The organism is Bradyrhizobium sp. sGM-13, assembly GCF_018398875.1.
GTDB lineage: Bacteria > Pseudomonadota > Alphaproteobacteria > Rhizobiales > Xanthobacteraceae > Bradyrhizobium.
In genome coordinates, this window is record NZ_JAGWDK010000016.1 from 142,179 (window position 1) to 155,000 (window position 12,822).

13 protein-coding genes and 1 pseudogene are annotated in these 12,822 nt (G+C 62.9%); 9 read left to right on the top strand and 5 right to left on the bottom strand.

Annotation, left to right across the window (positions count from 1 at the left end; genetic code table 11):
* Positions 1-40 precede the first annotated feature (40 nt).
* Positions 41-178: a hypothetical protein gene (locus KJQ96_RS40360; RefSeq protein WP_249734444.1), complete on the top strand. Its 138-nt coding sequence runs from the start codon at positions 41-43 to the stop codon at positions 176-178.
* Positions 159-785 carry an enoyl-CoA hydratase-related protein gene (locus KJQ96_RS23975; RefSeq protein WP_309142461.1) on the top strand — a complete coding sequence of 209 codons (627 nt, stop codon included), beginning with the start codon at positions 159-161 and terminating at the stop codon, positions 783-785. The genes KJQ96_RS40360 and KJQ96_RS23975 overlap by 20 nt, the downstream gene beginning before the upstream one ends.
* A gap of 102 nt (positions 786-887) precedes the next feature.
* Here KJQ96_RS23975 and KJQ96_RS23980 read toward each other — a convergent pair whose 3' ends face one another.
* Positions 888-1,427, bottom strand: a complete 540-nt coding sequence (locus tag KJQ96_RS23980; RefSeq protein ID WP_213288970.1) for a methylated-DNA--[protein]-cysteine S-methyltransferase — start codon at positions 1,425-1,427, stop codon at positions 888-890.
* Between the two features lie 201 nt (positions 1,428-1,628).
* On the opposite strand from KJQ96_RS23980, the gene KJQ96_RS23985 reads away from it, so the two are divergent.
* On the top strand, positions 1,629-2,453 hold the full coding sequence (locus KJQ96_RS23985) for an alpha/beta fold hydrolase (RefSeq protein WP_213288971.1): 825 nt from the start codon (positions 1,629-1,631) through the stop codon (positions 2,451-2,453).
* A gap of 5 nt (positions 2,454-2,458) precedes the next feature.
* A complete protein-coding gene (locus KJQ96_RS23990) occupies positions 2,459-3,283 on the top strand; it encodes an alpha/beta fold hydrolase (RefSeq protein ID WP_213288972.1) in 825 nt (274 codons plus the stop codon).
* A gap of 16 nt (positions 3,284-3,299) precedes the next feature.
* On the opposite strand, the gene KJQ96_RS23995 is transcribed toward KJQ96_RS23990, so the two are convergent.
* Together KJQ96_RS23995 and KJQ96_RS24000 are read right to left on the bottom strand one after the other, a co-directional pair.
* Positions 3,300-5,033: an adenylate/guanylate cyclase domain-containing protein gene (locus tag KJQ96_RS23995; protein WP_213288973.1), complete on the bottom strand. Its 1,734-nt coding sequence runs from the start codon at positions 5,031-5,033 to the stop codon at positions 3,300-3,302.
* A 163-nt stretch (positions 5,034-5,196) separates the two neighbouring features.
* A pseudogene (locus tag KJQ96_RS24000) lies at positions 5,197-5,654 on the bottom strand (carboxymuconolactone decarboxylase family protein).
* Positions 5,655-5,771: 117 nt separating this feature from the next.
* On the opposite strand from KJQ96_RS24000, the gene KJQ96_RS24005 reads away from it, so the two are divergent.
* A complete protein-coding gene (locus KJQ96_RS24005) occupies positions 5,772-6,629 on the top strand; it encodes a sigma-70 family RNA polymerase sigma factor (protein WP_213288974.1) in 858 nt (285 codons plus the stop codon).
* Here KJQ96_RS24005 and KJQ96_RS24010 read toward each other — a convergent pair.
* Positions 6,622-7,443 carry a class I SAM-dependent methyltransferase gene (locus KJQ96_RS24010; protein ID WP_213288975.1) on the bottom strand — a complete coding sequence of 274 codons (822 nt, stop codon included), beginning with the start codon at positions 7,441-7,443 and terminating at the stop codon, positions 6,622-6,624. The genes KJQ96_RS24005 and KJQ96_RS24010 overlap by 8 nt on opposite strands.
* A 146-nt stretch (positions 7,444-7,589) precedes the next feature.
* Between KJQ96_RS24010 and KJQ96_RS24015 the strand changes: the two genes are divergently transcribed.
* The 4 genes from KJQ96_RS24015 to KJQ96_RS24030 all read left to right on the top strand — a co-directional run bounded on the left by KJQ96_RS24015 (position 7,590) and on the right by KJQ96_RS24030 (position 12,071).
* Positions 7,590-8,264 carry a GntR family transcriptional regulator gene (locus KJQ96_RS24015; protein WP_213288976.1) on the top strand — a complete coding sequence of 225 codons (675 nt, stop codon included), beginning with the start codon at positions 7,590-7,592 and terminating at the stop codon, positions 8,262-8,264.
* A 70-nt stretch (positions 8,265-8,334) separates the two neighbouring features.
* Entirely contained in the window at positions 8,335-9,135 is an 801-nt protein-coding gene (locus tag KJQ96_RS24020) for a phytanoyl-CoA dioxygenase family protein (protein ID WP_213288977.1), read from the top strand.
* 148 nt (positions 9,136-9,283) lie between these two features.
* Positions 9,284-10,597 (top strand): NAD(P)H-dependent oxidoreductase, encoded by a 1,314-nt coding sequence (locus KJQ96_RS24025; RefSeq protein WP_213288978.1) that lies wholly within the window; start codon positions 9,284-9,286, stop codon positions 10,595-10,597.
* 385 nt (positions 10,598-10,982) lie between these two features.
* Positions 10,983-12,071 (top strand): TRAP transporter substrate-binding protein, encoded by a 1,089-nt coding sequence (locus KJQ96_RS24030; RefSeq protein WP_213288979.1) that lies wholly within the window; start codon positions 10,983-10,985, stop codon positions 12,069-12,071.
* Between the two features lie 81 nt (positions 12,072-12,152).
* On the opposite strand, the gene KJQ96_RS24035 is transcribed toward KJQ96_RS24030, so the two are convergent.
* The gene (locus tag KJQ96_RS24035; RefSeq protein WP_213288980.1) at positions 12,153-12,761 is read right to left on the bottom strand and encodes a hypothetical protein; all 609 of its coding nucleotides are present in this window, start codon (positions 12,759-12,761) and stop codon (positions 12,153-12,155) included.
* Between the last annotated feature and the right edge of the window lie 61 nt (positions 12,762-12,822).

Consider the following 12,822-nt stretch of genomic DNA (forward strand, 5'->3'; position numbering starts at 1 on the left):
CGCTTTCGATACGCTTTCGATCGAACCGGTCGACGAGTAAGTGACGATCATCCGTCTCAATCGGCCGCATGCCTCCAACGCGCTCAACACCCAGACGGGCCGCGATCTCGTGCGCTATTTCGAGGAGGTCGCTCGATTCCAGGAGCCTGCGCTGCATCGTGCTGACCGGCGCCGGTGACAAGGCGTTCTGCGCCGGCGGCGATTTGAAGGAACGGCGCGGCATGACGGACGAGGCCTGGACGCGCCAGCACGTCATTTTCGAGCGGATGGTGCGGGCGCTGATCGACTGCCCCGTCCCGATCATCGGCGCCATCAACGGCGCGGCCTATGGCGGCGGCTGCGAGATCGCAGGCTGTTGCGATTTCCTCTACGCCGCGGAGAGCGCGCGCTTCGCGCTGACCGAGGTGACGCTCGGCATCATGCCGGGTGGCGGCGGCACGCAGACGCTACCGCGCGCCGTCGGCGAGCGTCGCGCCAAGGAGCTGATCCTGACTGGCAAGCCGTTTACCTCAGCGGAAGCACGTGACTGGGGTTTTGTGAACGAAGTCTTTCCGCTGTCCGAACTATTGCCGGCGGCGCTGGCGACCGCATCAAAGATCGCCCGCAACGCGCCGATCTCCGTCCGGCAGGCAAAGCTCTCGATCCATCGCGGCCTGCAATTATCCCTGCGGGACGGCCTCGCGCTCGAGATCGAGGCCTATAACCGCATGGTGCCGACGGAAGATCGCCGCGAGGGCGTGCTGGCCTTCAATGAGAAGCGAACGCCCAATTTCAAGGGCCGGTGAACGCATAGCGTTGTCGAGCGAAGTGGGGACCGGTTCGCGTGAAGAAAACGCGTCAAAACAAGAGTCTAGAGCTTCGGTTCTGATTCAATCAGAACCGAAGATCTAATCGAACAGGCTCGGCGTGTGGTTCACCGCCGCGCCTTCGATCGCCAGCATCTTGAGCTTCGTCACCACCCCGCCATTGGCGGAGAAGCCGCCAGGCTTGTTGCCTGCCGCGAGCACCCGGTGACATGGCACCACGATCGGACAGGGGTTGCGCCCGAGCGCCTGACCGACGTCGCGCGACAACTCCACGCCGCCCAGCTTCTTGGCGATATCGCCATAGGTCATGGTCTTGCCCGGCGGTATCGTACGCGCGATGTCGTAGACGCCGCGATTGAATTCGGGGACGCCGTCGAGATCGAGCACGACGTCGGCGAGATCCTTCGGCTTGCCTTCGAGCAGTTCGAAGATGCCGTCGATCGCGGCCTGCACCTTTGCGGGCGGCGTCTCGATCAGCTCGCCATGGCGCTGCTGCAGGCGGGTGCGGGTCTTCTTCTCGTCGCCCATCGGCAATTGCACCGAGGTAATGCCGCGCTCGCCCCAGACGATGCCGCAACGGCCGATCGCGGTGTCGAATATCGCAAAATGGTGCCCGGTCATGACTGGCTCCATATTCTCCTGTTCAGTGCCATTCAGCTTTCCTCTCAGGCTCAAATCTAGGCTTGGAGATTATTGCTATCCACCCGAATCCCGGGGGAACTTGACGGCATGAACAACTTCCGCTGATCTGGGGCTCCCGCCGACGGCTTACAATGGCCCTTCCAATGGCCCTTCGCCTGCTTCCAATTCCGCGAGCTTCGTATGCAAACCCTTCACGTCAACGGCTATGACATGGCCTATCTCGATGTCGGCCACAGCGCCGGCAATGGCCCGCCGCTGGTGTGCGTGCATGGCTCGCTGTGCGATTTCCGGATCTGGTCGTCGGTGCTGGGACCGCTGACGCGCAAGCACCGGGTGATCGCGCCGTCGCTGCGGCATTTCTTCCCGGAGCATTGGGACGGCGTCGGCGACACCTATTCGATCGCCCAGCATGTCGAGGACGTGATCGGCTTCGTCGAAAAGCTGGACACAAGGCCGGTCGACCTGATGGGCCATTCCCGCGGCGGGCATATCTGCTTCCGCGTCGCACAGCGCCGGCCTGATCTGCTGCGCAAGCTGATCCTGGCCGAACCGGGCGGCGAACTCGACGCCACGCTCGATCCGACCTACAAGCCGGGCCCCTCGCCGCTTGCCGGAATGATCGCGGCTTCCGCCAAGCTGATCACCAAGGGCGATATCGACGGCGGCCTGCAGATTTTCATGGATGCGCTGGAAGGTCCCGGCGCCTGGAAGCGCCTGCCGGCGACGCCGAAGCAATTGCTCCGCGACAACGCCACGACGCTGATCGGGCAGATGCGCGACCACCGTCCGCCCTTCTCCAAGGCGGATGCGGAAGCGATCACGACGCCGACGCTGTTCATCGGCGGCGCCAACACCAAGGGTACGCTGCCAAAGGTGCTCAATGCCTTGGCCGCCAGCGTGAGGGGATCGCGCGTCGAAATGATCCCGGCGGCCACGCATCCGATGTTCGAACAAGCGCCGCAGAAATATTGCGAAATCGTGCTGTCGTATCTCGCGGAGGATTGATCGCGATGAAGACCTTGAACGTCAACGGCTACGACATGGCCTATCTCGATATCGGCAGGGGCGCTACCGACAGCCCGCCGCTGGTTCTTGTGCACGGCACGCTCGGCGATTTCCGCACCTGGAACGCGGTGCTGGGACCGCTGTCGAAACGCCACCGCGTGATCTCGCTGAGCCTGCGGCGGTTCTTTCCGGAGCATTGGGACGGCATCGGCAACGACTATCTGATGGCGCAGCACGTCGCCGACGTCATCGGCTTCATCGAAGAACTTAATGCCGGGCTGGTCAATCTGATCGGCCATTCCCGCGGCGGCCACATCGGATTCCGGGTGGCGCAGGCGCGGGCTGATTTATTGCGTAAGGCCGTCCTTGCCGAACCGGGCGGCGATCTCGAGCCGTCGCTGCAGCCGAGCAGTCCGCCTCCTGGCCCCGTGCCGCTGGGCCCGCGCATTCCGGTCGCGGCCGAGATGGTGCGAAACGGTGACATCGACGGCGCGCTGGCGCTGTTCGTCGATGGCATCGACGGCGAAGGCGCATGGGCGCGGTGGCCGGCGGTGGCGCGGCAGCAATTGCGCGACAACATCCATACGCTGCTCGGCCAGGTCGGTGAGAACCGCAAGCCATTCCTGAAGAGCGAAGCAGAGGCGATCAGGACGCCGATGCTGTTGATCGGCGGCGGCGACACCAAGGGCGCGCTGGCGGTGAACTGGCGCGTGCTGGCCGAACATATTCCGGGCGCACAGACGGCGGTGATCCCCGGCACGCGCCACTGGATGTTCGAACACGCACCTCAGGAATTTTGCAACGTCGTGCTAGATTTCCTGGCGGCGTAGATGCGCCGCCGACTTCTTACTTTTGGTCGAGCCGCCACGCACCATCCCAATCGGCGGCCGGCGGGTTGAGCTGAAAATTCTCGACACGCTGGGCCAGCGCCGTGGCCGGTCCGTCGCTGGGGACCGCCTCGAGCGCCGCATGAAAGGCCCGACGCGCATCGTCCCAGCGGCGCTCCCGGTAGGCGGCGAGCCCTTCGGCATATCGCTCACGCAACGCCAGTTGCTTCTCGGTGAGCTCGCCCTTGCGCCCCAGGATATCGAACACCGTCTGGGGAACGGTCTGACCGGCAACCACCAGCCGATCGATCTCGCGGGATTCGACCGCATCGCCGGCCGCCGTGATCGCAACCTCCGAAACCAGCGAATGGCTGCCATAGACCTTGTTGGCGTTCTCCAGTCGCGATGCGAGATTAACCGCGTCGCCCATCACCGTGTAGCTCATCATGAATTCCGAGCCGATGCTGCCGACCAGCACTTCACCGGTAGCAACCCCAATGCGAACATCGCAGTCGCTCGGCACGGTGCGTATGCCGAGCAATTCGGGCAACTCCCTGCGCAGCGCCGTACCGCGATCGGCCATCTCGACGGCAGCGAGGCAGGCCAGACGCGCCTGCTCGCTGTGCTCGGTAAAGGGAGGCCCCCAATAAGCCATGATCGCGTCGCCGATATACTTGTCGATGATGCCGCGATGGCTGCGGATCGGCTCCGACATCGTCGATAGATAGTGGTTCATCACCTTGACGAGGCCCTGCGGCGTCATGCCCTCGCTGAGGCTGGTAAAGCCCTGCATGTCGCAGAACAGCACGGTCATCACCCGCCGCTCGCCGGCGCCGGCAGTCAGCGATCGCTGATCGATCAACCCTTCCACCACGCGCGGATCGACGTAGCGGCCGAAAGTCTCGCGCAGGCGCTCCTTGTGGCGCAGTTGCTCGACCATGTTGTTGAAGGCGGCCGTGAGCTGGCCGATCTCGTCGCGCGTGGTGACGTCGATCGATCCGTCAAGCCGGCCGGCTTCGACGGCGCGGGTGCCGTCGAGCAGACGACGGACCGGGCGAGTAATGCCGGTGCTGACGAAGAACGCGAACGTCAGTCCGAGAATGGCCGCAAGCATCGTCACAATAGCAGAGATGACAATCGCGCGCTGCTGATCGCGCATCGTCACGGCCGCATCGCTACGGACCTGCTCCAGCATGTCGTGTCGGATTTCCTCAATCTTGCGATTGAATTCGTCGCGGAGCGCATCGGTCCGAACAAGGCTAGCCCGCACCTCGGGCATGTTGCCGGAATCGAGCTGCGGCCAGATCCGCTTATGCTCTTCGTCCAGATAACGGCGAAGGTCGCTCGTTATGGTCTCGATCCGATTTTCGATCCGTCCGAGCTTGGCGTCGTCGGAGACGGTGGTCGGATCATCAATGATTGCAATGATCAGGGCGCGTGCGGCCTGCGCCTCCTGGTCGATCTCCCGCCCTTTCGCCTCATAGATGGTTTGCTGATCTGCAAAGGCGGTCTCGTCCGGCGGCGCTTGTATCTTGATGAACACCATCCGGCGAACCGCCACCGCCTGCTCCAGGGAGCGGACGTTCATCCGCGCCAGATGCCCATATGCTTCGACATATTTTGTCGTCAGCTCATCGAGCTGATGCGCAATTTTTCGCGTCATCACCGTCGACAGCGCCGAGATGATCACCATCAGAAAGATAAGCCCGATGGCGATGCCGAGGATTCGCTTGCGGATGGTCGGTCGCAGCATCGAGGTATATTCTAAAACCAGGGACATGTTGGGAAACGGATGAAGGCAACAAAAAGCGAAAGCCCGGCCGATCGGGGGCCGGGCTGGATTTTTAGCGCGCGCCGGTGAATTAAGCACGTTCCGGCGCGTTAAAATTGGCGATAGTTTTGGGGATTCCCCCTGGCTATACCTTCCAGACGCCCACAGGCTGACGCACGGCTACATTGAGCCTGTTCCAGACATTGATATTGGCGATCGCCAGAATCAACGCCGAGAGCTCCGCTTCGTCGAAATGCTTGTCGGCCTCACTCCAGACCTCGTCCGGCACCGGATCGGCGCGCGGTCGCTGATCCGGGTCAGCGCTTCCGTCAACGCCAGGGCCGCGCGCTCGGCCTCGGTGAAATAGGGCGTGTCGCGCCAGGCGGCCACCGCGAACAGCCTCTCGCCGGTCTCGCCGGCCCTGCCGGCGAGTTTTGAGTGCATGTCGACACAGACGCTGCAGCCGTTGATCTGGCTGGCCCGCAGGTGCACCAGTTCGAGCAGCTTTTCCGGCAGGCTCTTCTTGGTCAAGTCGCCCAGCGCATGCAGCGCCTTCATGGCGTCGGGAACGACCATGACGGGATGATTCATTCGGGCTTGCATCATTTTGCGCTCCATATGGTTGGTTCTGTTTTTGACGCGACGGCGCCGATTTGCTGTCACATCGGCGCGCTTTCGTTCGTCATCACCATGACGGAACGCGACATGGGAATGTGACCGATGGACGAGAGAAAGTTTCTGGCTGAGAAATTCGAGGCCAACCGGCCCCATCTGCGGGCGGTGGCCTACCGCATGCTGGGTTCGACCAGCGAGGTCGATGATGCCGTGCAGGAAACCTGGCTACGGCTGAGCCGTTCCGATACCAGCGCGGTCGAAAACCTCGGGGGTTGGCTGACCACGGTCGTCGCCCGCGTCTGCCTCGACATGCTGCGCTCGCGCAAATCGCGGCGCGAGGAACCAATGGGTCCGCACGTGCCGGAACCTGTCGCCGATGACCAGCATGGGCGGGACGCAGAGATGGCCGACTCCGTCGGCGCAGCGCTGCTGGTTGTGCTGGAAACGCTCGCGCCTGCGGAGCGGCTTGCTTTCGTGCTGCACGACATGTTCGCCGTGCCGTTCGAGGAGATCGCGCCCATCGTCGGCCGCACACCTGCCGCGGCGAGGCAACTGGCCAGCCGTGCCCGCCGCCGGGTGCAGGGCACCCCGCCGCCGGATCCCGACTTCGGCCGGCAGAAAACAATCGTCGAGGCCTTCATCAAGGCTTCACGCGAAGGCGACTTCGAAGGGCTGCTCGCGGTGCTCGATCCCGACGTGGTGTTCCGTGCCGATTCCGCCGCGCAGCGACTGGGCTCGTTCGCGGAAATCCGTGGCGCTGCCGCGGTCGCCGAAGTCTTCAAGGGACGCGCACAAGCCGCCAAACCGGCGCTGGTCGACGGTGCATTGGCGCTCGCCGTTATTCTCGGCGGCCAACTGCGAATCGTGGTGCGGCTGACGATCAGTGGCGACAGGATATCGGCGGTTGAAGCGGTGGCCGATGCCGAGCGGATCGGCCAGTTCGACGTAAACCTGCTCACATGAGCGGCGTTCCCTTTGTTGCGGAGAACACGATCGCCTGAACCGGCATCCGGCCGGGATCGCCAAATTCGCGGCGAAACGCCTGTGCCATCGCGTCGACGATCTGGTCCGGATCGACGCAGCCGCGCGCCCGTACCTGATCGATCAGCGGATTACCATGGACGGCTGCCCGCGCGAAGGTCGCGACGTCAGTGAGTTCTCTTACTTGCCTGATCACGGCAATGCCGATGTCGCCGAAGCCAGCCGTGATCAGCATCTCCTTGATCGGGTCGATCTGATGGCAGGAGAACGGGACGTTGTAAAACTGCGGCGGGTCGGTCGCGAAGAAACGGCCCGCCACTTCGTGCGCGATCCGGCCGAACGGATTGTAGCGGTGAGAGTCCCAAACGCTGAGCATATAGCGGCCGCCGGGAGCGAGCACACGATAAGCCTCGGAAAAGGATTTTGCCTGGTCCGGAAAGAACATTAGGCCGAACTGACAAACGATCGCATCGAAGCTTGCATCGGCGAAGGGAAGCGCGACCGCATCGGCTGGCTGGAAGGCAACCTGCTCGCTGGGCTGAAACTTGGCGCGGGCAATATCGAGCATCGGCGGATTGAAATCAGTCGCAGTAAGCTGTGCGTCTCTTGGCAACACGTCGCGCAACTGCCGCGTGACGATGCCGGTGCCGGCGGCGGTTTCGAGCACCCGCGCCGGACCGCCGCTGGCGACACGCTTGGCAATGTCCGCCGCGTACCCAGCGAAGATGACCGGTCCGAGGCCCTGATCGTAATAGTGCGGGATGCTGCCCGTGAAACTCGCGGCGTTGTTGTCCATGAACATCCTCCGATCACGCGCCCTGTCGAAGTATAGGCTACCGGACATCCGGCAACTGTGAGTCTCCCCACAAGCCCTTGACTCAGGCGGGGTCGGTCGCTAATTCTGAATTCGGAATTCCGTATTCCAAAAATGGACGGTCCGGCATGATCCCCTTGGATCCACTCCCCAACCTGATCGACCAGGTCTATGCCCGGATCCTCGAGGCGATCACCGATCGTTCGCTGCCGCCCGGGCATCGCATCCGGCAGAACGAGCTTGCAGAAAAGCTCGGCGTATCGCGCCAGCCGGTGTCCCATGCCCTCCATCTGCTGCATCGGCAGGGGCTCGTCGCCGAAAGCGGCCGCCGCGGCTTTGAAGTCACCCGGCTCGATCCCGAACGCATTCGCCAGCTCTACGAAGTCCGAGGCGCGATCGACGCGCTGGCGGCAAAACTCGCGGCTGGGCGGGCGAGAGCCGATGCTTCCGGGCGCGCGCAACTCGAGGCCGCGCTGCAGGCCGGGCGGAGCATCGGCAAAGACACGCCGCTTTCGCGGCTGATCGCCCTCGACGTCGATTTTCACAGCGCCGTCTATCGCCTCGCGGGTAATCCGGCGATCGAGGAAATGATCGCGCCGCAATGGCCGCATATGCGCCGCTCGATGGCGACGGTGCTGGCGGAGCTCGATTACCGCGAACGCGCCTGGGAAGAGCATGAGAAGATTGCGGCGCAGATTCTCGCCGGCAACGCCAGGACTGCGGAAGCTGCGGCGCTGGCGCATGCGCAGACGGCGGGACGAATGACTGAGGAGAGACTGAGGGCGACGGATAAGGCGGCCTGACAACGGGCAGTCATTCCGGGGCGATGCGAAGCATCCCGGAATGACAACAAAAACCAAAGGAGGAAACACCATGAAACTGACGCCACAGCAGATCGAATTCTTCAACCGCGAAGGCTGGCTGTTCCTGCCCGAGCTATTCAGCCAGGAGGAAGTGGATTATCTCGCCCGTGAGGCCGTCAGCATCTACGATGCCAACCGGCCTGAGGTGTGGCGCGAGAAGAGCGGCGCGCCGCGCACCGCCTTTGCCGCGCATCTGTATAACGAGGCGTTCGGCGCTCTCGGCGCGCATCCACGCATGATCGAGCCGATCGAGCAGATCTTCGGCGAGAAGGTCTACATGCATCAATTCAAGATCAACGCCAAAGCCGCCTTCACTGGTGATGTCTGGCAGTGGCATCAGGATTACGGCACCTGGAAGCGCGACGACGGCATGCCGGAGCCGCGCGCGATGAACATCGCGATCTTCCTGGACGAGGTAATGCCGATCAACGGCCCGTTGATGCTGGTGCCGAAGAGCCAGCACGCAGGCGACCTCAAGGCCTCGCACGACCTCGAAACGACGTCCTATCCGCTGTGGACCTTGGATGAGGAGACTGTCACCCGCCTGGTGAAGGAGGGCGGCATCGTCGCGCCCACCGGCAAGGCCGGCGGCATGCTGATGTTCCACGGCAATCTGGTGCACGGATCAAGCGGCAACATCACGCCCTACCCGCGCAAGATCGTCTACCTGACGCTGAATGCGGTCTCGAACTACATTCGCACGCCGACGAGGCCCGACTACATCGCGCATCGCGACTTCACGCCGATCCAGACAGTTGACGATGACGCGCTGCTGCGACTCGCGCGTGCGCATCGGCAAGCCGCGGAGTGAGGCTCTCGTGCCCCGGACGCAGCGCAGCGCGAAGCGGTGCGCTGCAGAGCCGGGGCCCACTCCCGTCGTATCTCCTTCATGGGCCCCGTCTCTGCGGAGCAGCACTTCGTGCTGCACCGCGTCCGGGACACGATAACTGGAAACTCTCATGAACCTTCACCACCTTCTCAACGCCCGCCTCGCGGCCGGCAAGCCGGTTCGGGTCGCGCTGATCGGCGCCGGAAAATTCGGCTCGATGTTCTTGTCGCAGGTGCCGCATACGCCGGGACTCGAGGTGCCCGTCATCATCGACATTGATCGCGATCGCGCCCGCGAAGCCTGCCGCACCGTCGGCTGGGATCAGGCGCGGATCGCGCGAACGGTCTTCACCGACGACGGGGCGCGCGCGATCGCCGATAGCGCAGTGGACGTCGTGGTGGAAGCTACCGGTAACCCGGCCGTCGGCATTAGGCATGCCCGCGCGGCCATTGCAGCGGGCAAGCATGTCGTGATGGTCAATGTCGAGGCCGACGTGCTGGCCGGGCCACTACTGGCGCAGGAAGCGCGCAAGGCTGGCGTGGTCTACTCACTGGCCTATGGCGACCAGCCGGCGCTGACGGCGGAGATGGTGGATTGGGCGCGCGCGACGGGCTTTCGCGTCGTCGCCGCCGGCAAGGGCACCAAATATCTGCCCGCCTATCACGAGGTGACGCCGGACGGCGTCTGGCAGCATTACGGATTGACGGCGGGCGAAGCACAATCGGCCGGCATGAACCCGCAGATGTTCAACTCGTTTTTGGACGGCACCAAATCCGCGATCGAAATGGCGGCGATCGCGAATGCGACCGGACTTGACGTGCCGTCGGACGGGTTGCTGTTTCCGCCTTGCGGCGTCGACGATCTGCCGCATGTGATGCGGCCACGTGATAAGGGCGGCGTGCTGGAGAAGGCCGGCCTTGCGGAAGTCGTCTCGTCACTGGAGCGCGACGGCCGTCCGGTATTCCGGGATCTGCGCTGGGGCGTCTATGTCGTGCTGGAAGCGCCGAACGATTACGCTGCCGATTGCTTCAGGCAATATGGGCTGAAAACCGACGCATCAGGCCGATATGCGGCGATGTACAAGCCGTATCATCTGATCGGACTTGAGCTGAATATCTCCATCCTCTCGGCCGCGCTACGCAACGAGCCGACCGGTCAGCCGCATGATTTTCGCGCCGACGTCGCGGCGGTAGCAAAACGCGATCTGCGCGCCGGCGAAATGCTCGACGGCGAAGGCGGCTACACCGTGTGGGGCAAGTTGATGCCGGCATCGAAAAGCCTCGCCGCCGGCGCGCTGCCGATCGGACTCGCTCATCGCGTCAAGCTGAAGAACGACATTGCTCACGGCGAGGTGGTGCGCTGGAGCGATGTCGAGGTCGACGATAACAGCGACACCATCAAGACACGCAGGGCGATGGAAGCGGCATTCTCCACGAGACGATGATCACGCGGCGCTTGCCGAAACAAGCTGCAGCCGGAAACTCCACTGCGCTGCGCATGCACTTCAGGCCAAAAGACGGGCGCTGTCTTGGGCGCCTGCACGGCGGAATTACCGCAATGCGGCAATCCGATTAACCAGTACTGCACCTCGGCCGCTCGATATTCAGGCAATTCTTCGCACTTGCGGCGAAACCAGAACGCTTGATTATCAATCACCAATTCGTCATCCTGCCTTCAGGTCCATAAAGCCGGGAAAATTAATTGCATCACCAAGAGCCTAGGTTTCAGGGCCCTAAACAACAGTCCGGCACCGCCCATCGGAAAACCAGAGAAGACGACGCGAGATCGTTGTCCCTTGGTCGGTCTCGACGATAACAGAGGGGAGACAAATGAAACGTCGTGATTTCTTGAAGGTGGGCGGCGTCGGTCTTGCCGCGAGTGCGGTTGCCGCGCCAGCGATTGCGCAGTCCAACCCGGAGATAAAGTGGCGCTACACGGCAAGCTGGCCGAAGGCGCTCGATACGCTGTACGGCGGCTGTGAATATTTCGCCAAGCGCGTTGCCGAAATCACCGACAACAAATTCCAGATTCAGGCGTTCGCGGCCGGCGAAATCGTGCCCGGTCTGCAGGTGCTCGACGCCGTCTCGAACGGCACCGTCGAGATGGGCAACACCGCGCTTTATTACTATTGGGGCAAGAACCCGGCCTTCACCTTCGGCACGTCGCTGCCGTTCGGCCTCAACACGCGCTCGCATATTTCCTGGCTGCGCTTCGGCGGCGGCATGGACATGCTCAACGACCTCTTGAAGGAGTATGGCTGCATCGGCCAGCCGACCGGCTCTACCGGCGCGCAGATGGGCGGCTGGTTCCGGAAAGAGATCAAGTCGATGGATGACTTCCGGGGCCTCAAATTCCGCGTCGGCGGTTTCGCCGGCACCATCATCGCCAAGGTCGGCGGCGTGCCGCAGCAGATCGCGGGCGGCGACATCTATCCGGCACTGGAAAAGGGCACCATCGATGCGGCCGAGTGGGTCGGCCCCTACGACGACGAGAAACTCGGCTTCGTGAAGGTCGCGAAGTACTACTACTATCCGGGTTGGTGGGAAGGCACCGGCCAGGGCCACAACATCATGAACCTCGAAAAATTCAACGCGCTGCCGAAGCATTACCAGGCGGCGATCGAGACCGCGTCCTACGATACGTTCACATGGGTCACCGGCAAATACGACTACGTCAATCCTCCGGCATTGAAGCGGCTGTTGGCTGCGGGCGCGATCCTCAGGCCGTTCCCGCAGGAGGTGCTCGAAGCCTGCTACAATGCCGCCAACGGCATCTACGCGGATCTCGCCAAGAACAACCCGCACTTCAACAAGATGTATGCGAGCCTGTCGGCGTATCGCAACGAATCGCTGGCGTGGAATCAGGTGGCTGAGCTGAGCTACGACAGCTTCATGATGCGGATGCGCACCCGCACCTGAGGCGCACCAAGGCTGACAAAAATAAAAAAACGCCCCGGAGATTTCTTCTCCGGGGCTTTTCGTTGAGCCAGTGGCTAGCGACTATTCCTCGCCCTCACCGAGCGCCTCGGCGAGCTTGTCGTAATATTTCGCAACGAGATCGATGTTACCCTTGTTCTCGATTGCCGGCGGCGGCGACTTCAGCGCCTCATTGAGATCGGCCAGCGCTTCCTTCTTGTCCTTGGCCGACATCTTCTTGTCGGCTTTGACCTGGGCAATCTGCGCTTTGAGCACAGCTTCGGCGCCGACGAACTTCTTCGTCGCAGGATCGAAGCCGCCGAGCACCAGGCTGATGTTGTCGATCACGGTGTTGTATTCCTCGTAGCTGGCGAAACCGTTCTTCTTGGCGACGGCGTCGAGTTGCGCGTCGATCTTCGGATCGGGCTTCGCATTGTCGGGAATCTTGTCGGTGATGGCATCGACATCCTTCTGCGCCGCCAGCACGCTCTCGATCTGCTTCTCGGTCAGCGCGATCTGCTTGATGGCGGGGGCCTCCTGCTGGGCAGGCGGCGGCGCGGCTTGGGCAGGAGCCTGCTTCGGCGGCGCCTGCTTGGCCTGCGCCAGCACCTTGCCGCTGGAAATGGCCGACAAGGCGAGCGCGAGACAGGCAGTGCTCAAGGCAACGGCGGCGGGGCGAAAGATCTCACGCATGGGACGCTCCTTTGAGAGGTAGGCGGTGTTCGGACATGGTCCAAAGAGGTATGGGAACTCG